The sequence below is a fragment of the Delftia sp. WSY_16 genome (assembly GCF_043104415.1).
In the GTDB taxonomy this organism is placed as follows: Bacteria; Pseudomonadota; Gammaproteobacteria; order Burkholderiales; family Burkholderiaceae_C; genus Comamonas; species Comamonas tsuruhatensis.
This window is the reverse complement of the sequence record NZ_JBICKS010000037.1, coordinates 329,575-347,164: the sequence shown is the minus strand read 5'-3', so window position 1 is coordinate 347,164 and position 17,590 is coordinate 329,575. Positions and strand designations below refer to the sequence as shown.

Annotated in this window: 20 protein-coding genes; 7 read left to right on the top strand and 13 right to left on the bottom strand. The window is 67.3% G+C overall.

All coding sequences use genetic code 11. The annotated features are described in order from the left end of the window. Positions 1 to 30: 30 nt before the first annotated feature. Together ACF8O7_RS19555 and ACF8O7_RS19550 are read left to right on the top strand one after the other, a co-directional pair. Positions 31 to 1,128 carry an aminoglycoside phosphotransferase family protein gene (locus ACF8O7_RS19555; protein WP_392444047.1) on the top strand — a complete coding sequence of 366 codons (1,098 nt, stop codon included), beginning with the start codon at positions 31 to 33 and terminating at the stop codon, positions 1,126 to 1,128. A gap of 13 nt (positions 1,129 to 1,141) precedes the next feature. Continuing rightward, positions 1,142 to 1,894: a 16S rRNA (uracil(1498)-N(3))-methyltransferase gene (locus tag ACF8O7_RS19550; RefSeq protein WP_046984816.1), complete on the top strand. Its 753-nt coding sequence runs from the start codon at positions 1,142 to 1,144 to the stop codon at positions 1,892 to 1,894. Here ACF8O7_RS19550 and ACF8O7_RS19545 read toward each other — a convergent pair. Both ACF8O7_RS19545 and ACF8O7_RS19540 read right to left on the bottom strand, forming a co-directional pair. After that, a complete protein-coding gene (locus tag ACF8O7_RS19545; RefSeq protein WP_126312536.1) occupies positions 1,881 to 2,765 on the bottom strand; it encodes an alpha/beta hydrolase in 885 nt (294 codons plus the stop codon). The two genes, ACF8O7_RS19550 and ACF8O7_RS19545, sit on opposite strands and share 14 nt — an antisense overlap. Further along, complete coding sequence (locus ACF8O7_RS19540) at positions 2,765 to 4,279, bottom strand: M20 family metallopeptidase (RefSeq protein WP_016447239.1); 1,515 nt, start codon at positions 4,277 to 4,279, stop codon at positions 2,765 to 2,767. The genes ACF8O7_RS19545 and ACF8O7_RS19540 overlap by 1 nt, the downstream gene beginning before the upstream one ends. Positions 4,280 to 4,402: 123 nt before the next feature. Here ACF8O7_RS19540 and ACF8O7_RS19535 point away from each other — a divergent pair, with 123 nt between their 5' ends. Then, positions 4,403 to 4,792 carry a MerR family transcriptional regulator gene (locus ACF8O7_RS19535; RefSeq protein WP_016447240.1) on the top strand — a complete coding sequence of 130 codons (390 nt, stop codon included), beginning with the start codon at positions 4,403 to 4,405 and terminating at the stop codon, positions 4,790 to 4,792. A gap of 38 nt (positions 4,793 to 4,830) precedes the next feature. Beyond that, positions 4,831 to 5,472, top strand: a complete 642-nt coding sequence (locus ACF8O7_RS19530) for an NAD(P)H-dependent oxidoreductase (protein WP_046984813.1) — start codon at positions 4,831 to 4,833, stop codon at positions 5,470 to 5,472. On the opposite strand, the gene ACF8O7_RS19525 is transcribed toward ACF8O7_RS19530, so the two are convergent. The 4 genes from ACF8O7_RS19525 to ACF8O7_RS19510 all read right to left on the bottom strand — a co-directional run bounded on the left by ACF8O7_RS19525 (position 5,456) and on the right by ACF8O7_RS19510 (position 9,104). Then, positions 5,456 to 6,619, bottom strand: a complete 1,164-nt coding sequence (locus ACF8O7_RS19525) for a glycerophosphodiester phosphodiesterase (protein ID WP_193615994.1) — start codon at positions 6,617 to 6,619, stop codon at positions 5,456 to 5,458. The genes ACF8O7_RS19530 and ACF8O7_RS19525 overlap by 17 nt on opposite strands. A 70-nt stretch (positions 6,620 to 6,689) precedes the next feature. Continuing rightward, on the bottom strand, positions 6,690 to 7,274 hold the full coding sequence (gene metW, locus ACF8O7_RS19520) for a methionine biosynthesis protein MetW (protein ID WP_012207840.1): 585 nt from the start codon (positions 7,272 to 7,274) through the stop codon (positions 6,690 to 6,692). Further along, a complete protein-coding gene (locus tag ACF8O7_RS19515) occupies positions 7,271 to 8,419 on the bottom strand; it encodes a homoserine O-acetyltransferase (RefSeq protein ID WP_026062280.1) in 1,149 nt (382 codons plus the stop codon). Before ACF8O7_RS19515 ends, metW begins: the two co-directional genes overlap by 4 nt. 106 nt (positions 8,420 to 8,525) lie before the next feature. Next, on the bottom strand, positions 8,526 to 9,104 hold the full coding sequence (locus tag ACF8O7_RS19510) for a TMEM165/GDT1 family protein (protein WP_034348253.1): 579 nt from the start codon (positions 9,102 to 9,104) through the stop codon (positions 8,526 to 8,528). 493 nt (positions 9,105 to 9,597) lie between these two features. Between ACF8O7_RS19510 and ACF8O7_RS19505 the strand changes: the two genes are divergently transcribed. Continuing rightward, positions 9,598 to 9,963, top strand: coding sequence for an RNA-binding protein (locus ACF8O7_RS19505; protein WP_016447246.1), 366 nt, complete (start codon positions 9,598 to 9,600; stop codon positions 9,961 to 9,963). 255 nt (positions 9,964 to 10,218) lie between these two features. After that, the gene (locus ACF8O7_RS19500; protein ID WP_082001643.1) at positions 10,219 to 10,746 is read left to right on the top strand and encodes an RNA-binding protein; all 528 of its coding nucleotides are present in this window, start codon (positions 10,219 to 10,221) and stop codon (positions 10,744 to 10,746) included. A 103-nt stretch (positions 10,747 to 10,849) separates the two neighbouring features. Here the strand turns inward: ACF8O7_RS19500 and ACF8O7_RS19495 are convergent, their stop codons facing one another. The 4 genes from ACF8O7_RS19495 to ACF8O7_RS19480 are packed head-to-tail and all read right to left on the bottom strand — an operon-like array spanning position 10,850 to position 13,867. Continuing rightward, the gene (locus tag ACF8O7_RS19495) at positions 10,850 to 11,650 is read right to left on the bottom strand and encodes an SDR family oxidoreductase (RefSeq protein WP_126312538.1); all 801 of its coding nucleotides are present in this window, start codon (positions 11,648 to 11,650) and stop codon (positions 10,850 to 10,852) included. Between the two features lie 41 nt (positions 11,651 to 11,691). Continuing rightward, complete coding sequence (lptC, locus tag ACF8O7_RS19490) at positions 11,692 to 12,309, bottom strand: LPS export ABC transporter periplasmic protein LptC (RefSeq protein WP_016447249.1); 618 nt, start codon at positions 12,307 to 12,309, stop codon at positions 11,692 to 11,694. Continuing rightward, entirely contained in the window at positions 12,306 to 12,866 is a 561-nt protein-coding gene (locus ACF8O7_RS19485; RefSeq protein WP_016454196.1) for an HAD family hydrolase, read from the bottom strand. The genes lptC and ACF8O7_RS19485 overlap by 4 nt, the downstream gene beginning before the upstream one ends. After that, the gene (locus ACF8O7_RS19480) at positions 12,866 to 13,867 is read right to left on the bottom strand and encodes an SIS domain-containing protein (protein WP_016447251.1); all 1,002 of its coding nucleotides are present in this window, start codon (positions 13,865 to 13,867) and stop codon (positions 12,866 to 12,868) included. The genes ACF8O7_RS19485 and ACF8O7_RS19480 overlap by 1 nt, the downstream gene beginning before the upstream one ends. 97 nt (positions 13,868 to 13,964) lie before the next feature. On the opposite strand from ACF8O7_RS19480, the gene ACF8O7_RS19475 reads away from it, so the two are divergent. Continuing rightward, on the top strand, positions 13,965 to 14,522 hold the full coding sequence (locus tag ACF8O7_RS19475) for an adenine phosphoribosyltransferase (protein WP_017405006.1): 558 nt from the start codon (positions 13,965 to 13,967) through the stop codon (positions 14,520 to 14,522). Between the two features lie 17 nt (positions 14,523 to 14,539). On the opposite strand, the gene ACF8O7_RS19470 is transcribed toward ACF8O7_RS19475, so the two are convergent. From ACF8O7_RS19470 to mnmE, 3 genes are all read right to left on the bottom strand, one after another. Then, positions 14,540 to 15,277, bottom strand: coding sequence for a hypothetical protein (locus ACF8O7_RS19470; protein ID WP_070080762.1), 738 nt, complete (start codon positions 15,275 to 15,277; stop codon positions 14,540 to 14,542). 177 nt (positions 15,278 to 15,454) lie between these two features. Then, positions 15,455 to 15,934 (bottom strand): Crp/Fnr family transcriptional regulator, encoded by a 480-nt coding sequence (locus tag ACF8O7_RS19465; RefSeq protein ID WP_016447254.1) that lies wholly within the window; start codon positions 15,932 to 15,934, stop codon positions 15,455 to 15,457. Positions 15,935 to 16,156: 222 nt separating this feature from the next. Further along, positions 16,157 to 17,578, bottom strand: coding sequence for a tRNA uridine-5-carboxymethylaminomethyl(34) synthesis GTPase MnmE (gene mnmE, locus ACF8O7_RS19460; RefSeq protein WP_016454193.1), 1,422 nt, complete (start codon positions 17,576 to 17,578; stop codon positions 16,157 to 16,159). Positions 17,579 to 17,590: the final 12 nt, after the last annotated feature.

Here is a 17,590-nt window from a genome sequence, read left to right as displayed (position 1 = left end):
GGGTGGCGGTTTGTAGAATCGCGATTATCCATGAGCCATCCAAACACCCCCACGGCCGGCGTTGTCTGGGCCGACCCCGCCCGCCATGCCGCCTTCGACGCCTGGCTGGCCCCGCTGTCCGCCCGCCACGCGCTGCGCCCCGAAACCCTGCGCCCGGCATCGGCCGATGCCAGCTTTCGCCGCTATCTGCGCCTGGACACCGCCGCCGGCGCCAGCCTCATCGTCATGGATGCCCCGCCGGACAAGGAAGACTGCGCGCCCTTCGCCAAGGTGCAGGCGCTGATGGCCTCGGCCGGCCTGGCCGTGCCGCAGATCCTGGACTGGGACGCCGGGCACGGCTTCATGCTGCTGTCCGACCTGGGCGGCCACACCGTCATCGAGGCGCTGGACCCGGAAAAGCCCCAGGACGCGGAAGCCTGGTACCGCTCGGCGCTGGAGGTGCTGCTGGCCTGGCAGACCGCCTCGCGCCCCGACGTGCTGCCCGCCTATGACGACGCCCTGCTGCGCCGCGAACTGCAGCTGTTCCCCGACTGGTACATCGCGCGCCACCGCGAGACCGTGCTCGACGACAGGCAGCAGGCCACGCTGGCCAAGGCCTTCGACCAGATCGTGGCCCACAACCTGGCGGCGCCCAGCGTCTTCGTGCACCGCGACTTCATGACGCGCAATCTCATGCAGCCCGTGACCGCCAGCGGCCCGCTGGGCGTGCTGGACTTCCAGGATGCGGTCTACGGCCCAGTGACCTATGACATCGCCAGCCTGCTGCGCGATGCCTTCATCAGCTGGGAAGAGGACTTTGTCATCGACATTACCGTGCGTTACTGGGAAAAGGCACGCAAGTCGGGATTGGTGGGTGCGCGCAGCCAAAGCGGCTGGGGCGACGATTTCGGCGAGTTCTACCGTGGCGTGGAGTGGATGGGCATGCAGCGCCACCTCAAGGTGGCCGGCATCTTTGCACGGCTGACACTGCGAGACGGCAAGCCCCGCTACCTGGCGGATACGCCGCGCTTCATCCACTACATCCGCGCCACCTGCAGCCGCTACCGCGAGCTGACGCCGCTGCTGCGCCTGGTGGACCAGATCGAGAACATCCAGCCCCAGGTGGGCTGGGCCTACGGGCGCGTTTGAGGACAGGTACGCCATGCCACGCTTTCACTGCCCCATCGCGCTGCACAGCGGCGACGACATCGAACTGCCGCCCGGCGCGGCGCGCCATGTGCAGGTGCTGCGCCTGCAGCCCGGCGACGGCATCACCCTCTTTCAGGGCCGTGCCGGCGAAGGCTTCAGCGGCGGCGAGTTCGAGGCCACCGTGCTGCGCATGGGCCGCAGCGACGTGGCCGTGCGCATCGGCGCGCACCACGCCGTGGAACGCGAACCGCTGCGCCCCGTGCACCTGCTGGCAGGCATCACGGCCAACGAACGCATGGACTGGCTGGTGGAGAAGGCCGCCGAGCTGGGCGCCGCCAGCATCACGCCGCTGGTGGCCGAGCGCAGCGTGCTCAAGCTCAAGGGCGAGCGCGCCGAGAAAAAGCTGGCGCACTGGCAGGCCGTGGCCGTGTCGGCCTGCGAGCAGTGCACACGCAACCGCGTGCCGCCGCTGCATGCGCCCACCGACCTGCAAGACTGGCTGGAGGGCGGCGCGAAACAGCTGCCGCCCGGCACGCTGCGGCTGCTGCTGTCGCTGGGCGAGGGAACCCGGCCGCTGGGCGAGATCGTGGACGCCATGGCCGAGGATGCGCCCGTGGTCTTTCTATCGGGCCCCGAAGGGGGCCTCTCTCCGGCCGAAGAGGCCCTGGCCCGCGCCCAGGGTTTCGTGCCCGTCACGCTGGGTCCACGCGTTCTGCGCGCGGAAACCGCGCCCTTGGCCGCGCTGGCGGCGCTCACGCTGGACTGAACCGGCCCAGCCACTGCCGCAGCCTGGCGAACACGGGCGCGGCGAAGGCATCGCTTTCGTTGAACAGCTCGTGGTAGGCGCCGTCAAAGCACTGCGCCTGCACCACGGCCGGCGGCGCACGGTCGGAAAAGGCCTGGCTGCCGGCCGGCGCCACCAGCCTGTCGTCCCCTGCCCACAGCAACAGGCTGGGCACACTCCAGCTGCCCGCACGGGCCAGCACCTGCGGGCCGCCCTGCGCCAGAAAGCGCGCCAGCCGTGCGCTGATGCGGTCGTGGCACAGCGGATCGGCGCGGTAGGCATCGCAGACCGCCACGTCATGCGAGAGATACGGAATCTGCAGGCCGTTGGACACGCGCAGATCGGGCAGCAGGCGCGGCAGCGTGCCAACGAGCAATTTCTGGATCGGCGACAGACCCACATCGAGGGCTGGCGAGGACAGCACCAGCGCATCGACAGGCCGGATGGCCCGGGCCACGAACAGCGCCGCCACCAGGCCGCCCAGGCTGTGGCCCAACAGCACCAGCGGCTGGCCGGCCGGTTGCCGGGCGCGCGTGTCATCCACCACGGCCGCCAGGTCGTCCAGAAGCCGGTTGTCGCCCGTCAGGCCACCGCGCGGCCCTGCCGAGCGTCCGTGGCCATATTGGTCGTAGCCGCGTACGGCATAGCCCCAGGCATTGAGCCGCTGGGCCAGTGCCGCATAGCGGCCGATGTGCTCACCCAGGCCGTGCACCAGCAGCACGGTGGCGCGCGCCGGGCCCTCGCCGGCAGGCCAATCGCACAGTGACAGCTCGGCGCCGTCGCTGGACGCAAGGCGCGTGACCAGGCCTTGCGAGGCAGATGCAGGAACGGGTGCGGGGGCAGACGCTGCCATCACGCCACGCCGGCAGTGCCGGCACCGGCTTCGGAAGCTGCCTGCGTCCCGGCCATGGCGGCGATCACCTGGGCCACGGCGGCCGTGAGCTTCTTGGCATAGGGCACGTGCAGGAATTCATTGGGACCGTGGGCGTTGCTCTTGGGGCCGAGCACGCCGCAGACCATCATCTGGGCCTTGGGAAAGCCCTGGCTGAGCATGTTCATCAGCGGAATCGTGCCGCCCTGCCCGATGTAGCCGCAGGAAGCGCCGAAATGCGCCTGGCTGGCGGCGTTGAGCGCGTCCTCGAACCAGCCGTCCATGGCTGGCGCATTCCAACCGCTGGCACCCGACAGCCCTTGCCAGGTCACACGGGCCTGGTAGGGCGCGTTGTCCTCCAGCAGCGCCTTCATCTCCTGCACGCAGGCGGCGGCATCGACCAGGGGCGGCAGGCGCAGGCTGAGCTTGAAGGCCGTGTAGGGCCGCAGCACGTTGCCGGCATCCTGCAGCGCGGGCAGGCCCTCTGCGCCTGTGACACTCAGCGTGGGCTCCCAGGTGCGCTTGACCAGCGCCTGCACCGGGTCGGTGGTGGTGGGCAGGGCAAACAGCGTGGAGCCGCCGCAGTCGTAGTGCGCCCAGGGAAAGCGCGCATAGGTCTCCTCGCCGAGGATGGCCGCCGTGGCGCGCATCTGGGCCATGCGGTCGGCCGGGACCTCGCAGTGGAAGCTGGCGGGCAGCAGGCGCCCGGTCTTGCTGTCCTCCAGACGGTCCAGCACCTGGCGCAGGATGCGGAAGGACGACGGCACGACGCCCGAGGCATCGCCCGAGTGCACGCCCTCGGTGAGGATCTCCACCTTCAGCGTGCCGCTGGCCATGCCGCGCAGGCTGGTGGTCAGCCACAGCTGGTCGTAGTTGCCGGCGCCGCTGTCCAGGCAGATCACCAGGCCCACATCGCCCAGGCGCGGACGCAGGGCATCGACATAGGGCAGCAGGTCGCGCGAGCCGCTTTCCTCGCAGGTCTCGATCAGGCCCAGGATGCGCGGGTGCGGCACGCCCTGGCGCTTGAGCTCCTGCACGGCGGCAATGCTGGCGTAGACCGCATAGCCGTCGTCGGCGCCGCCACGGCCATAGAGCTTGCCGTTCTCGTACTTGGGCGTCCACGGACCCAGATCGCTGCGCCAGCCGTCGAACTCGGGCTGCTTGTCCAGATGGCCGTACATCAGCACCGTGGGGCTGGAGGCCGCCTTGTCCTGCGTGCCTTCCACCTCGAAGAACAGCACTGGCGTGCGGCCCGGCTGGCGCACGATCTCCAGCGTCAGGCCGGCCACCTTCTGCGCCTGCACCCAGTCGGCCGCATTGCGCAGCACGGTCTCCAGGTGGCCCTGTTGCTCCCAGTCGGGCGCGAACATGGGCGACTTGGCGGGAATGGCGATGTACTCGGTCAGCGCCGGGACGATGCGCTCGTCCCAGGAGCGGCTGATCCGGTCCAGCGCGGCTGCGGGCTGCAGCAGTTGTGAAGGAGTGCGTGCATTCATGGTGGGTCCTCGTGTCAGGGATGGGCGCACCGTTCGAGCGAAGCCAGCGCCGCGATCCGGTCATTGTGCGCCAACGCCATGCAGACCATGAGAGCCCGGCGCCAGCGACTACGATCACGCCCCATGTATATCGGAGAACTCGCCCGACGCGCCGGCTGCTCGCCCAAGGCCGTCAGGCTCTATGAATCACGGGGCCTGCTCGGTGCCGTGGCGCGGGCAGGCAGCTACCGCGTGTATGGACAGCAGGATCTGGTGCTGGTGCAGCGCATCCGCCAGGCGCTGGGGCTGGGCTTTCGGCTCGACGAGCTGCATGGCCTGCAGCGCCTGGACCACGCCGACAGCTGGGACGCGCTGGCCCGGCTGCTGCGCGGCCGCCGCGAGCAGGTGCAGGCGCAGATGCAGCACCTTCAGGGACTGCAGACGCAGCTGGCCGCACTGGAGCGTGAGCTGCTCGAATGCCGCCTGGAGCCGGCGGATTCCAGAGAACGCGCCTGCGAGACCGCCATGGCTTGATCCAGGGTCTTGACCCTGCCCCTTGGGGCAAGGCGAACATGGCCGCCATGTTTCCAAGCACCACGCACCCCCATCATCCCCAGCGCATCCTGATCATCCTCGGCCACCCGTCGGCCGGCAGCCTGTGCGCCGGCCTGGCCGATGCCTACGCCCAGGGCGCACGCGACAGCGGTGCCCAAGTGCGCACGCTGCGCCTGGGCGAACTGGAATTCGACCCGCTGCTGCGCGCCGGCTATCGCCAGGATCAGCCCCTGGAGCCTGACCTGCAGCAGGCCCAGGCCGACATCCTGTGGGCCAGCCACCTGGCCTGGGTCTATCCGACCTGGTGGGGCGGCCTGCCGGCCTTGCTCAAGGGCTTCATCGACCGCATCTTTCTGCCGGGCTTCGCCTTCAAGTACCGCAAGGGCTCGATGCTGTGGGACCGGCTGCTGGCCGGCCGCACCGCCGATCTGCTGGTGAGCATGGATTCCCCGCCCTGGTATTACCGCTGGCTGGCGCACATGCCGGGCCATCACCAGATGCGCCGTGCCATCCTGGAGTTCAGCGGCATCCGGCCCGTGCGCATACACAGTTTCGGACCCGTGCTCGGCGCCGATGCCGCACGCCGCCAGCAGTGGCTGGAGCAGGCGCAGGCAGCGGGCCGGCGCACGGCAGCACGTCCGGTCAAGGCCGCGACTTGAGCAATGCGTCAATGGCGGCTCGCCCCACCGACGGGTCGTCGGTGAAGATGCCATCGATGCCCGTGCGCAGGAAATCGTCCATGTCGGCGCGCGCATTGCCACGCCGGGCGCCGTCCTGTGCGGGCGGAGATTTCAGGCTCAGGGGAAGGAAGGCGTTCTCGGGCCGCAGCGTCCAGGGATGGACCAGCAGCCCCGCGCGATGGGCATCGGCCACCAGCGCAGTGGGCGCGGCATTCGCACCCTGCACCACGGGGATCACCATGCTTTTGCTCGGCCCTATGCCGTTGGCGTAGCGCGCAATCTCGGCCAGGCCTGCGGGCGTGACCATGTCGGCATAGCCGGGGCCCGTGCCGCGTGCCACGCTGTCATAGGGCTTGCCCTTGGGCGCCAGCAACTGCACCAGGCGCAGGCTGCTGCGCGCACGGATCCAGCGCAGGTTCTCGACCTCGAAGGACTGCACGAACACCGGCGCCTGCGCATGGTTCCAGCCGTTGTCCGCGAGCAGCTTGAGCAGCGCGGGCTCCAGCGGCAGGCCGATGGACTGGAAGTAGCTCGGGTGCTTGGTCTCGGGATAGATGCCGATGGTGCGGCTCGTGCGTGCGCTCTCGGCTCGGGCCAGGTCGATGACCTCCTGCAGCGTGGGCACCTCGAAACGGTCATTGAACTGCACATTCGCCGGGCGGATCGCCGGGATGCGTTCGCGCGCACGCAGCGTCTTCAGCTCGGCCAGCGTGAAATCCTCCACGAACCAGCCCGTGATCGCCTGCCCGTCGATGGTTTTGGTGGTCTTGCGCGCCGCGAACTCGGGGCGGTCGGCCACATTGGTCGTGGCCTCCTTGAGGCTGCCGTCGGCCGCCAGGATGGCGATGGCGTTCTCATGCCGCGCCACCAGCACGCCATCGCGCGTGATGACCAGGTCGGGCTCGATGAAGTCGGCGCCCGCGCGTATGGCCTCGCGGTATGCCTCCAGCGTGTGCTCTGGCCGCAGCGCCGATGCGCCGCGATGGGCGATCAGCGCGGGCCGGGGCGGCCAGTCGGCAGCGGCATCGCTTCGGGCGGGCGCCTGCGATGCGGCGCAGCCGGCCACCAGCAGGCCGGCGGCCGCGCCGGCCAGGGCCAGCGCGCAGCGGCGTGGGAGGTTGTCCATGTCTGTCTCCGGGGTCTCGGGGCATTCGATTGTGCGCGCCGGGGATGACACGGGCATGGCCCGCCTGCGCTCAGGCGTGCTCGAAATGGAAGACCGCCGTGCCCGCCATGAGATTGGGCAGGGTACGCACGCTGCGGCCATCCTGCAGGCCGAAGGAGTCCAGTATGCGCAGCCGGTTCCGGGTGGCCAGCACCTCGAAGTCCTTGTAGGTGCCCACGCGGATGTTGGGCGTGTCATACCACTGGTAGGGCAGGCGCCGCGTCACCGGCATGCGCCCGCGCAGCACGGACAGGCGGTTGGGCCAGTGCGCGAAGTTGGGGAAGGCGACGATGCCCGCGCGGCCTATGCGCGCCGTCTCCTGCAGCATGGTCTCGGCATTGCGCAGATGCTGCAGCGTATCGATCTGCAGCACCACGTCGAAGCTGTTGTCCTGGAAGATGGCCAGGCCGTCCTCCAGGTTCAGCTGCAGCACGTTCACGCCCCGGCGCACACAAGCCAGCACGTTGGCGTCATCCAGCTCCACGCCGTAGCCGGTGCAGCCACGCTCGCGCTGAAGGTGCGACAGCAGGGCGCCATCGCCGCAGCCCAGGTCGAGCACGCGCGAGCCCTTGGGGATCAGGCGCGCAATCGCCTGCATGGTGTTCAGCTCGGTCATGCGGCCTCCTTGGCGGCTGTCGTGGTTTCCTGGGCGATGCCGTCGAAGTAGGAGCGCATCACGTTCATGTAGCGGGGGTCGTCGAGCAGGAAGGCGTCATGGCCGTGGGGCGCGTCGATCTCGGCATAGCTGACGTCGCGGTTGTTCTCCAGCAGCGACTTCACGATCTCGCGGCTGCGTGCGGGCGCGAAGCGCCAGTCGGTGGTGAAGCTGACCAGCAAAAAGCCGGCCTTGGCCACCGACAGCGCCTGGGTCAGGTCGCCGCCATGCGTGCGCGCCGGGTCGAAGTAGTCGAGCGCGCGCGTGATCAGCAGGTAGGTATTGGCGTCGAAGTAGCTGCTGAACTTCTCGCCCTGGTAGCGCAGGTAGCTCTCGATCTGGAACTCCACGTCCTGCGTGCTGTACTTCAGGTCCAGGCCCTCCCTCAGCTGGCGGCCGAACTTCTGGTTCATCACGTCGTCGCTCAGGTAGGTGATGTGGCCGATCATGCGGGCGATGCGCAGGCCGCGCGCCGGCACCACGCCATGCTCGTAGAAATGCCCGCCATGGAAATCCGGATCGGTGACGATGGCGCGCCGCGCCACCTCGTTGAAGGCGATGTTCTCCGCATTGAGGTTGGGCGCGCTGGCCACGACCACGGCATGGCGCATGCGGTCCGGATGGCGCAGCGACCAGGACAGCGCCTGCATGCCGCCCAGGCTGCCGCCCAGCACCGCGGCCAGCTGCGCTATGCCCAGCCGGTCCAGCAGCCGGGCCTGGGCGTCCACCCAATCCTCCACGGTGACCACAGGAAAGTCGGCGCCATAGATCCTGCCGGTGTCCGGATGCGCGTGCATGGGGCCCGTGGAGCCAAAGCACGAGCCCAGGTTGTTCACGCCGATCACGAAGAACCGGTTCGTGTCCACGGGCTTGCCGGGGCCGATCATGTTGTCCCACCAGCCCTCGCTCTTGGGCTGGCCCTCGTACACGCCGGCCACATGGTGGGAGGCGTTGAGCGCATGGCAGACCAGCACGGCATTGCTGCGGTCGGCGTTGAGCTGCCCGTAGGTCTCGTAGGCGAGGTCGTAGTCACGGATCGAGCCGCCGCCCTGCAGCGGCAGCGGCTCGTCGAAGTGCATGGATTGTGGTGTGGCGATGAAGGACATGAAAAAACCCGGCATCGCTAAAAACGAGGCCGGGTTCTCTGGTGTCGTCTTTAGCTGGATTTATAAAGCGCCCGCAAGCAGAAGCAAATCGGCGCATGAAGAATCATTATGCCAAAACGCCTGCCCCCGGAAGGAACAGGGCCAGCACGCCCAGCACCAGGAAGATCACGGCCGAGATCACATGCACCAGCCGGATGGGCACGCGCTTGACCAGCTTGTCGCCCAGCCACACCACGGGAGCGTTGGCCAGCATCATGCCCAGCGTGGTGCCCGCCACCACCCACAGGTAGGCGTTGTATTTGGCCGCCAGCATCACGGTGGCAATCTGCGTCTTGTCGCCCATCTCGGCCAGAAAGAAGGCCACCAGCGTCGTGCCGAAGACGCCCCAGCGCGAATGCCCGGAGACCTCGTCCTCGTCGAGCTTGTCGGGGATCAGCATCCAGACCGCCATGGCGATGAAGGACAGGCCAAGAATCCAGCGCATGGCGTTCTCGCCAAGATAGCTGGTGATCCAGGCGCCCACGGCACCGGCCAGCGCATGGTTGACCAGGGTGGCCACGAAAATGCCCGCAACGATGGGCCAGGGTTTGCGAAAACGCGCGGCGAGCACCAGCGACAGCAGCTGGGTCTTGTCCCCCATCTCGGCAAGCGCGACGACGGAGGTTGAAATCAGGAAGGCTTCCATGGTGTGGGGATTTATCCGGCCGGATAGAGCACGCATTGACCACGCTCCGACTCCGGCCTTTGGATCGGTGCGCGGTCAATGGTCTCGATCGGTCACACGCAGCATTGCACTGCGCGCCGCATACGCCATAGGCCAGCGAAGGCCCAAGTTTGTTGACGCATGCATCCGGCTGCTGAGCCGAACGATCTACTCCCCAAAGACTGAGCCGGCGATCATAGCAGCCCTCGGATCTGCATGCCGGCCCCCACTGCCGCCAAGGCACTTGCTTATGCGCTGCCGCAATTTCAGGGTAACTCCCAGGGGCATTCTGTGGCGGGCACGACGAATTTTTGCGAAACAGTAATAACGTGCGAAAACTTCTGCCACATAATGGGCGAGCTTTCGTTCGGGCTTCGGCTCAATGAGTGCTAGTGCGTTTGCGTCTCTAACGTTGTCATCCCGTGTTGACTCCCTAGGGCTCCATCGCGTTTTCCAGTTTTTTCAGGAGTCCTCCATGGGCAACAAGCTTTACGTCGGCAACCTGCCGTACACCTTCCGTGACAGCGATCTGGAGCAAGCCTTCAGCGAATTCGGCGCCGTTAACAGCGCCAAGGTAATGATGGAGCGCGACACCGGCCGTTCCAAGGGTTTCGGCTTCGTCGAAATGGGCAGCGATGCCGAAGCACAAGCTGCTATCCAAGGCCTGCACGGCCAAAACCGCGGCGGCCGTGACCTGGTGGTCAACGAAGCCCGCCCGATGGAGCCCCGCGCTCCCCGTAGCGGCGGCTTCGGCGGCGGCTTCGGTGGTGGCGGCGGTGGCGGCTTCGGCGGTGGCAACCGCGACGGCGGCTACGGCGGTGGCCGTCGCAACAGCTACTAAGCTCTCGCTTAGAGCATGCGTTAGCAAAAAAAGGGGCCCTCCGGGCCCCTTTTTTGTTGCCAAACGTTATCAGCTTGTGTTTTCGAGCATTTATCTTTTTGATTTTTGTGCTTCATAATTTAGTTTCGGGCAGACCCGTTCGAACGCTATGTGTTTAGGAAGGTTGGCCAGGCTCTTGTATACAAGGAACCTGATGTCTGTGCGTCCTGAAGCCGAGCGCAAACCAGTGAGCATTGAGGAGTTGAGGAGTTTTTGATGGGCAATAAGCTTTACGTCGGCAACCTTCCCTATGGTGTGCGTGACAACGACTTGGAGCAGGCATTCAGCCAGTTCGGCGCTGTCACCAGCGCCCGGGTCATGATGGAGCGCGACACAGGCCGTTCCAAGGGATTCGGGTTTGTCGAGATGGGCAGTGATGCCGAGGCTCAGGCTGCCGTTCAGGGCATGAATGGCCAGCCATTGGGCGGACGCAGCCTTGTGGTGAACGAAGCACGTCCCATGGAGCCTCGCCCCCCGCGTTCGGGCGGCTTTGGCGGCGGTGGCGGCGGCTATGGCCGTGGTGATGGTGGCGGCGGCGGTTACGGTGGCGGTGGCCGCGGTGATGGCGGTGGCTACGGACGCGGTGACGGTGGCGACCGTGGCGGCTATGGCCGTGGTGACGGCGGCGGTGGCGGCGGCTACGGCGGTCGTGGCGACGGCGGATTCCGCAGCCCTTATGGCTCCGGCCCCCGCAATGGCGGCCGTGGCGGCGGCTGGGGAAACAACAATAACAACGGGGAATGAGATCCACGGTTCTCAGTGTTACCCCGAATCAAAAAGGCTCCTTCATGGAGCCTTTTTTACGCACAAGATGCGTGCATGAACATATTCCGAACGGCAATGGGCATCAGGGATTTTCCAAATGCCGATGTTTGCGCTTCCGTCCTACAAGCAGCCTGTCGAATATCGCGTTGGGGAGAATTTTCATCAACCGCCCCACCCAGGCCATTTGCCATGGAATGATGACCAGACTGCGGCGAGCTTCAATGGCACGCCAGGCCCTTGCGGAAAACTCCTGCGGCTCCAATAGGAATGGCATGCCATAGCGGTTACCACGCGTGAGGGGTGTATCCACATAGCCAGGAAGCAATGTCGTGACTTTTACGCCACTACTGCGCAATTCACCGCGAAGGCTTTCGCAATAGGCAATGACTGCAGCCTTGCTGGCGCAATAAGCGCCGTGTCCTGGCAGGCCGCGCAGCCCGGCCACACTGGAAATTCCGACCAGTTGCCCGCTTCCACGCTGCACCATGGGTGCGATGAAGGGGTGGAAGCTGGCCACAACCCCCATCGTGTTGACGGCCAGCACCTGCTGCATGGTGTCGAGGTCCTCGCGCATCGAGGTGTCCACGCCCCAGCTGACGCCAGCATTGGCGATCACGACATCGGGCAGGCCCTGCTGCTGCTCGCAGCGCCGGGCGGCGGCGATGATGCTGTCAGGCACGCCCACATCAGCCTCGTAGAGGGCGAAACGCGAGGAGTCCAGGCCCTGTTGCGCAGCCCATTGCGCCATCACGTCGCCGCGCCGAGCCACCAGCGCCAGCGACCAGCCTTGCTGGTAGGCGTGCCAGGCCAGGGCCTGGCCTATGCCGCTGGATGCGCCGGTGATGAAGGCCAGGGGTGCCGGGCTGCGCGAGGATGTCGTCATGGCTTGTTCTCCATCGGCATGCCTGCGCTTGCGCTGGCGCCTTACTTGGTCCTGGAAGGCTGCAGGGTGCCGCGCACGCGGCCCTGCAGTTTCATGACCAGATCCAGGTTGCTGTACTGCATGCTGTCGGCCGTGAAGCGGTCCTTGCCACGGGTCAGCACCACGGGCTGGTTGGAACTCACGCGCTCCTCGTTGGGCCAGGCGTGCAGGAATTCGCCCTGGAATTGCAACTGCGGCTGCGGCTGTTTACCTGCTGTCACAAATGGCTCGCGCGTGACGATGGCATTGCCGAACATCTGCACCTCGGAACCATCGGCATTGCTCAGCGCCCGGTTCGCACTGCCGCGCGTGATGCGGCCTTCGGGCGAGACCGCGAACATGCGGACGTTGTCGATTTCAAGCGTGTCGGTATCGGGATAGTGGCGGCCCATGCTGCCCTCGATCTGGCTCTTCAGACGCCCCGTGGCATCGAAGCTCTTGATCGAGAAATCCTTCATGAAATAGTCGGGCTCGTGCGCCACGGCCTTTTCGGTGCCGCTGGCCAGGGGCTGCGGCGCATTGCGCACCAGCCACCAGGTGCCCAGCGCCAGCAGGCCCATCAGCAGCACGGGCAGGTACAGGGAAAGCCGGTCACCGACGCGGCGCCAGGCCTGGGTCATGATGCGTATTCCGCCAGCAGCCCGGCATAGGCGCCACGCGCGGCCAGCAGCAGGTCGCACAGCTGGCGCACCGCTCCTTCACCGCCGCTGCGCGGCGTGACCCAATCGGCCACGGCCAGCACTTCGTCATGGGCGTTGGCCGGTGCGCAGGCGAAGGCGGAGCGCCGCATCACGGGCAGGTCCGGCCAGTCGTCGCCCATGGCTGCCGCCTGGTGCCATTGCAGGCCCAGCTCCTTCAGGATGGCCTCGGCGGCAGGCACCTTGTCTTCCGTGCCAAAGCGCGCATGCGTGACGCCCAGATTGCTCAGCCGCAGGCGAAGCGCGGGCGAATCGCGGCCCGTCACCACGGCGGGCGTGATGCCAGCCTTTTGCAGCAGTTTCAGACCATGGCCGTCCAGCGTGTTGAAGCGCTTGAGCACTTCGCCTTCGCCAGAGAACAGCAGGCCGCCATCGGTCAGCACGCCATCGACATCGAAGAATGCCACCCGCACGTCCTGCGCCAGCAGCAGCAGCGGTGCGTCCCAGTTCTGCACGGGCGTCAAGGGAGCGCGTGCCATCAGATTACCTTGGCGCGCATCAGGTCGCGGATATGGACCACGCCGCGCAGCTGGTGCTGCGCATCGGCCACCAGCACGGCGGTGATGCCGTGCTCCTCCATCATGCTGGCGGCGTCGACGGCCAGCGCGTCTTCGGCGATGGTGCGGGGGCCCTTGTGCATGACATCGCCGGCCTGCAGCGCGCGCAGGTCGGTGCCGGCCTCGACACGGCGGCGCAGGTCTCCGTCGGTGAAGATGCCTTGCAGCACGCCTGCCGCATCGACGATGGCCGAGCAGCCCAGGCCCTTGGCGCTCATCTCGCGCATCAACTCGACAAAGCTGGCATCGGCCCCGACCTTGGGCAGCTCTTTGCCGCTGCGCATGACATCGCGCACATGGGTCAGCAGCTTGCGGCCCAGCGCGCCGCCCGGATGGGAGCGCGCAAAGTCCTCGGCGCCAAAGCCGCGTGCATCGAGCAGTGCCACGGCAAGGGCGTCGCCCATGGCCATCTGCGCGGTGGTGCTGGCCGTGGGTGCCAGGTTCAAAGGGCAGGCCTCGCGCTCCACACGGGTGTCCAGCACCCAGTCGGCATGGCGGGCCAGCGTGGACTGCGCGCCGCCGGTCATGGCCACCAGGGGTATGCCCTGGCGCTTGATGGCAGGCAGCAGCACGGTGAGTTCATCGGCCTCGCCGCTGTTGGACAGCGCCAGTACCAGATCGATGCCGGTCACCATGCCCAGGTCGCCATGGCTGGCCTCGCCCGGATGCACGAAGAAGGCGGGAGTGCCCGTGGATGCCAGGGTGGCCGCCACCTTGCGCCCGACATGGCCACTCTTGCCCATGCCCATCACGACGACACGGCCGGACAGGCTCAGGATGCGCTGCACCACTTCACCGAACACGCCATCCAGGCGCTGCGACATGGCAAGAAGGGCATCGGCCTCGATGCCCAGGGTGTCGCGGGCCAGGCGCAGGACCCTGGACGTATCCAGCGCATTCAAGGTGGCAGCATCAGAATTCATCTGGAAGATTTTAGGCGGTCTGGCTACCCGGCGGCGGCGGCCCCCATCGGGCGTCTGGGTACACTGGCCCGTTCTTTCCAGCCCCCGATCCAGCGCCATGCACACCACCCTCAGCGTCAACGACTACCTGCGATCGCACATACGCACCGTGCCCGACTGGCCGGCGCCCGGCGTGCAGTTCCGCGACATCACGCCGCTGCTGCAGGACCCCCAGGTCTTTCGCGTGATGACCGACGCCTTCGTGCACCGCTACATGCAGCGCGGCATGCGCCCCGACGTGGTGGCAGGGCTCGATGCACGCGGCTTCATCCTGGGTGCCGTGGTGGCCCACGAGCTGGGCGTTGGCTTTGTGCCCATCCGCAAGAAGGGCAAGCTGCCGTTCACCACGGTGGAGGAAACCTATGAGCTCGAATACGGCAGCGCCACGGTGGAGCTGCACACAGATGCCGTCAAGACCGGCGATCGCGTACTGCTGATCGACGACCTGATCGCCACCGGCGGCACCATGATGGCCGGCAAGAGATTGCTGGAAAAGCTGGGCGCCACGGTGATCGAGGGCGCGGCCATCGTGGATCTGCCCGAACTGGGCGGCTCCACCCTGCTGCGCGATGGCGGCCTGCCGCTGTTCACGCTGGTGGATTTCGCCGGCCACTGAATCAGGCCGGCGCCCGGTCAGCGCAGTTCGCCGTACTGGGTGACACCCAGGTCCAGATGGTCCAGCGTGCTGTGGTGAAAGTCCGCGCCGCGTTCGCCTGCGCCTGGCCCGAGCAAGGGGCCCGAGCGGCGCACGCCGGCGGGCGCCGCAGCTGCAGAGCCCGCACCACGGGCTGCAGCGGGCATGGCCGCCACGGCCATCTTGAAGGCGGCCATTTCCTGATCGTCTATGGGCTCGAACGGCGCCGTGTCCTGCCTGCGGCGCTGGGGCGCCACGGCCTCCATCGCAGCCACGACGGGGACGGCCACGGGCTGGACGGGACGCGGTGTGCGCACGGCCACGGAATGCACCTGGGCCTGGGCGGCGGCGTTCTGGTCGCTGACCCGCCAGTACACGGCTGTCACGACCGCGCCCATGCGGGCCTTGGCCGCCTGGGCCAGCATGGCCTCGATCTCGCTGAGCCGAGCGGTTTCGCTGGCATAGGCCCGTGCCAGGTCCATCATCACCACGAAGCGCTGGCCCACGCTGTCCAGCGAGAGCACCTTGAACTTGTAGCTGGCCGACAACACCCCGGCACGCACCATGACATCGCGCACCACGCCATAGAGCTGCTCACGGCGCTCGGACCGCTCGCTGCGGCGCCCGGCCGCGACGGCATCACGGCGTGCCGCGGGGTTGGCCTGGCCATCGTTTCCAGGCGAACCACGACCCTGTTCGGGCAAAGGCTTGCGGGAAAACCAGTTGAACACAGACATGGGGGCTCTCATTGTCACGAATAGTCACAAACTCGCGGCATTGTGCCTGCAACTTGGCGACATTTTGAGCACAGGTGTTGCAAAAACCGCTGTATCAATTTGTCGCAGAGCAAAGCCCGGTCTGTAATCCCACCCGGCCCCCGGAGAGCCTTCGCCCAAGTGCCGTTCAGGTGCTGCTCAGGTGCTCGCCACCCGGCGGCGGCTGTCCACCGCGCGTCGCGCCAGGACCTGGCCGGCGGCCATGACCAGGGCCAGCGCCACCCCGGGCTGGCGGTTGCTGAGTTCGGCGAAGCGCATGGCCGTCAGGCACCACAGGCGCCCCGGCGCGGCAGCCTGCACGGTGGCGTGGCGCGCGCGGTGCGCGAAGAAGGCGCCCTCGCCCAGGATGGAGCCCGGACCGACGATGGCCAGGCGGATGCGCTCCTTGGCATCCTGGTAGTGCACGCTGAGGCTGCCGGACTCCACGAAGTACAGATTGCGGTCCAGCGAACCTTCGGCAAACAGCAGCTCGCCCGCGGCCAGAGTGACGGGCACCAGGTAAGGTGCCAGCAGATCCCACTGCTCCGAGGTCAGCGCGTTCTGCACACCGTCGACAGCCACGGCCGACGACATGGCCTGGGCCAAAGGCCGCAAATCATTGTGGGAGGAAGAAGACATGGCGGATCCGGTTCGAAGTGGGCCGCGTACCCGCTCCGGGACGGCACCCGGCGACAGGCCGCGGCAAGGGCCGCTGCGGCACGCCGCATGCTAAGCGACGGCAGCGCGCACGCCAATGCCGGCGCGTGGGTTTTCGACGGCAAATTTTGTAGCAAAAGATAAATATTGCCGCCATCTCATCAGCCGTGCTGGGCATGCCGCGCACAGCCCGCATCCCCTCTGTCACTTGCCAATGCAAAAGCTCGAGAAGATCACACCCAGCAGGTCATCCGAGCTGAATTCCCCGGTGATGGAGTTCAGCGAGACCTGGGCCAGGCGCAGTTCCTCGGCCAGCAGGTCCAGATGGGCGGCCTGGGCCGCCAGCTGCAGCTCGGCCTCTTCCAGGTGCGCGGCCACGGCCTGCAGCGCCTCCACATGGCGTGCGCGCGCCAGGTACAGGCCTTCGGGGGCGGACTGCCATCCGGCCACATCCAGCAGGCGCCGGCGCAGCGCATCCAGGCCGTCGCCGGTGCGTGCCGACAGCGCCACGCTGCCTTCGCGCCCGCCATGCGCCTGCAGCTGGGCCGGCTCGGCGCGATCGGTCTTGTTCCAGACATCGATCACGGGCACCTGGCCCGGCAGCTTCTGGGCCAGGGTTTCGGCGATGGCCGCGTCTGCGGCCAGATAGTCGTTGTCGCCCATGCGCGTGAGGTCGTGCAGGAAGAGCACGGCATCGGCCGCAGCGATCTCCTCCCAGGCGCGGGCGATGCCGATGCGCTCGACTTCGTCACTGCTCTCGCGCAGGCCGGCTGTGTCTATCACGTGCAGCGGCACGCCCTCGATCTGGATGGTCTGCTGCACCTTGTCGCGCGTGGTGCCGGCGATGGGCGTGACGATGGCCAGCTCGGCACCGGCCAGCGCATTGAGCAGCGAGCTCTTGCCCGCATTGGGCTGCCCTGCGATCACGACCTTGATGCCTTCGCGCAGCAGCGCACCCTGGTGGGCGCGCGACAGCACCTGGTCCAGCTTGCCGCGCAGCCGCGCGAGCTGGCCGCTGGCATCGGCCTTTTGCAGGAAGTCGATCTCTTCCTCGGGAAAGTCCAGCGTGGCCTCGACCAGCATGCGCAGGTGCACCAGCGCATCGCGCAGGCCATGAATCTCCTCGGAGAAGGCTCCCGACAGCGAGCGGCTTGCGCTGCGCGCGGCGGCCTCGGTGCTGGCGTCGATCAGGTCGGCAATGGCTTCGGCCTGGGCCAGATCGATCTTGTCGTTGAGAAAGGCACGTTCGGTGAATTCCCCAGGCTGGGCCAGGCGCAGGCCAGGCAGTACGCTGCGATGGCCTTCGAGAGGCTCTTGCGCCGCCTCCAGGCAGCGTGCCAGCAGCAGCTGCAGCACGACCGGGCCGCCGTGGGCCTGCAGCTCCAGCACGTCCTCGCCGGTGTAGCTGTGCGGCGCCGGGAAGAACAGGGCCAGGCCGTGGTCTATGGGTCCGCCTGCGGCATCGCGCAACGGCAGGTAGGTGGCCTCGCGCGGCTTGAGGTCGCGCCCGCACAGCACCCGCACCAGCGGCGCCACCCCCTTGCCGGAGACGCGCACGATGCCCACGGCGCCGCGCCCCGGAGCGGTGGCGATGGCGGCAATGGGGTCGTTGTGGCGGGGCAGCATGGATGGAGCTTT

What these genes read in the sequence shown, in the direction of transcription:
- ACF8O7_RS19555 (WP_392444047.1), top strand. Translation starts at nt 31, where the DNA reads ATGAGCCATCCAAACACCCCCACGGCCGGCGTTGTCTGGGCCGACCCC.
- ACF8O7_RS19550 (WP_046984816.1), top strand. Translation starts at nt 1,142, where the DNA reads ATGCCACGCTTTCACTGCCCCATCGCGCTGCACAGCGGCGACGACATC.
- ACF8O7_RS19545 (WP_126312536.1), bottom strand. Translation starts at nt 2,765, where the DNA reads ATGGCAGCGTCTGCCCCCGCACCCGTTCCTGCATCTGCCTCGCAAGGC.
- ACF8O7_RS19540 (WP_016447239.1), bottom strand. Translation starts at nt 4,279, where the DNA reads ATGAATGCACGCACTCCTTCACAACTGCTGCAGCCCGCAGCCGCGCTG.
- ACF8O7_RS19535 (WP_016447240.1), top strand. Translation starts at nt 4,403, where the DNA reads ATGTATATCGGAGAACTCGCCCGACGCGCCGGCTGCTCGCCCAAGGCC.
- ACF8O7_RS19530 (WP_046984813.1), top strand. Translation starts at nt 4,831, where the DNA reads ATGGCCGCCATGTTTCCAAGCACCACGCACCCCCATCATCCCCAGCGC.
- ACF8O7_RS19525 (WP_193615994.1), bottom strand. Translation starts at nt 6,619, where the DNA reads ATGGACAACCTCCCACGCCGCTGCGCGCTGGCCCTGGCCGGCGCGGCC.
- metW (WP_012207840.1), bottom strand. Translation starts at nt 7,274, where the DNA reads ATGACCGAGCTGAACACCATGCAGGCGATTGCGCGCCTGATCCCCAAG.
- ACF8O7_RS19515 (WP_026062280.1), bottom strand. Translation starts at nt 8,419, where the DNA reads ATGTCCTTCATCGCCACACCACAATCCATGCACTTCGACGAGCCGCTG.
- ACF8O7_RS19510 (WP_034348253.1), bottom strand. Translation starts at nt 9,104, where the DNA reads ATGGAAGCCTTCCTGATTTCAACCTCCGTCGTCGCGCTTGCCGAGATG.
- ACF8O7_RS19505 (WP_016447246.1), top strand. Translation starts at nt 9,598, where the DNA reads ATGGGCAACAAGCTTTACGTCGGCAACCTGCCGTACACCTTCCGTGAC.
- ACF8O7_RS19500 (WP_082001643.1), top strand. Translation starts at nt 10,219, where the DNA reads ATGGGCAATAAGCTTTACGTCGGCAACCTTCCCTATGGTGTGCGTGAC.
- ACF8O7_RS19495 (WP_126312538.1), bottom strand. Translation starts at nt 11,650, where the DNA reads ATGACGACATCCTCGCGCAGCCCGGCACCCCTGGCCTTCATCACCGGC.
- lptC (WP_016447249.1), bottom strand. Translation starts at nt 12,309, where the DNA reads ATGACCCAGGCCTGGCGCCGCGTCGGTGACCGGCTTTCCCTGTACCTG.
- ACF8O7_RS19485 (WP_016454196.1), bottom strand. Translation starts at nt 12,866, where the DNA reads ATGGCACGCGCTCCCTTGACGCCCGTGCAGAACTGGGACGCACCGCTG.
- ACF8O7_RS19480 (WP_016447251.1), bottom strand. Translation starts at nt 13,867, where the DNA reads ATGAATTCTGATGCTGCCACCTTGAATGCGCTGGATACGTCCAGGGTC.
- ACF8O7_RS19475 (WP_017405006.1), top strand. Translation starts at nt 13,965, where the DNA reads ATGCACACCACCCTCAGCGTCAACGACTACCTGCGATCGCACATACGC.
- ACF8O7_RS19470 (WP_070080762.1), bottom strand. Translation starts at nt 15,277, where the DNA reads ATGTCTGTGTTCAACTGGTTTTCCCGCAAGCCTTTGCCCGAACAGGGT.
- ACF8O7_RS19465 (WP_016447254.1), bottom strand. Translation starts at nt 15,934, where the DNA reads ATGTCTTCTTCCTCCCACAATGATTTGCGGCCTTTGGCCCAGGCCATG.
- mnmE (WP_016454193.1), bottom strand. Translation starts at nt 17,578, where the DNA reads ATGCTGCCCCGCCACAACGACCCCATTGCCGCCATCGCCACCGCTCCG.